Source organism: Nocardia sp. NPDC002869, from assembly GCF_046764065.1.
Taxonomy (GTDB): domain Bacteria; phylum Actinomycetota; class Actinomycetes; order Mycobacteriales; family Mycobacteriaceae; genus Nocardia; species Nocardia rhamnosiphila.
Map to the genome: position 1 here is coordinate 1,961 of NZ_JBKOOL010000293.1, position 1,157 is coordinate 3,117.

The following is a 1,157-nucleotide window of genomic DNA, read 5'->3' on the forward strand; positions in this document are numbered from 1 at the left end:
GGCCTCGTAAGACAGTGAGGATGGGTGTGGCCCCGCAGCGCTGGTGTCCTGACCCGTCGTAAGACTGACTGTGTTGTCTTGGCCGAGATCTGTCGGACGCCTGGTGGTTGCGGGGCCACTGCACTCACCGGGCGTGGTGGTCGTGACTTCATAGGAGCCTGTTGCCGCAGACCCGTCACTGTCGTGTCCGTTCACCCGGCTGGTGCGTGCCGCCCCTGGAAACGGTTGAGCAAGGACGGACCACCCCAGCATGACCCATCACGAATACGAAGTCGACGCCGAACTCACCGGTGGTGTCGACACCCACCGCGATACCCACACCGCCGCGGTGATCGACCCGCTCGGCCGGGTGCTGGGCACCGCCGCATTCGGCGCCGACACAGCCGGCTACCGAGGCCTACTGGAGTGGATGCGCGGGTTCGGGCACGTGACCCGCGTCGGTGTCGAAGGCACCGGCGCCTACGGCGCCGGACTGTCACGGCTGCTCACCGAGCAGCACATCACAGTGATCGAAGTCGACCGCCCCGACCGCAAAGCCCGCCGGTTCCAGGGTAAATCCGACCCTATCGACGCGATCGCCGCCGCCCGGACCGCGGCCTCGGGCCACCGCACCGGCATACCCAAACAGCGCGACGGCCGCGTCGAAGCACTACGAAACCTGCGCATCGCCCGCCGCAGCGCGGTCAGCCAACGCGCCGACACACAACGACGGATCAAAGCCGTGATCATCACCGCCCCCGACGACCTCCGCGCCCGGCTACGCGACCTGCCGACCACCGAACTGATCACCACCTGCGCAGGCCTGCGTCCCCGCCGAGCCGACGCCGCCACACCGACCACCGCCACGAAAATCGCTCTACGCTCGCTGGCACGACGCCACCAGCAGCTCAGCACCGAGATCAACGATCTCGACGAACTACTCGAACCACTGGTCACCGCGATCAACCCCGCCCTGGCCACCGCGCACGGCGTCGGCCCCGATACCGCCGGACAACTGCTGGTCACCGCCGGAGACAATCACCACCGGCTGCGCTCGGAAGCCGCGTTCGCCATGCTCTGCGGTGTCGCACCGATCCCTGCGTCCTCGGGCAAAACCACCCGCCACCGCCTCAACCGAGGCGGAGACCGCCACGCCAACGCCGCCCTCTACCGGGTCG

At 68.3% G+C, this 1,157-nt stretch carries 1 protein-coding gene; it reads left to right on the forward strand.

Going from position 1 to position 1,157, the window contains the following annotated elements; genetic code table 11:
• Positions 1 to 250: 250 nt before the first annotated feature.
• On the forward strand, positions 251 to 1,157 hold a 907-nt coding region (locus ACLML9_RS28270; protein ID WP_411948350.1), incomplete at its 3' end, for an IS110 family transposase.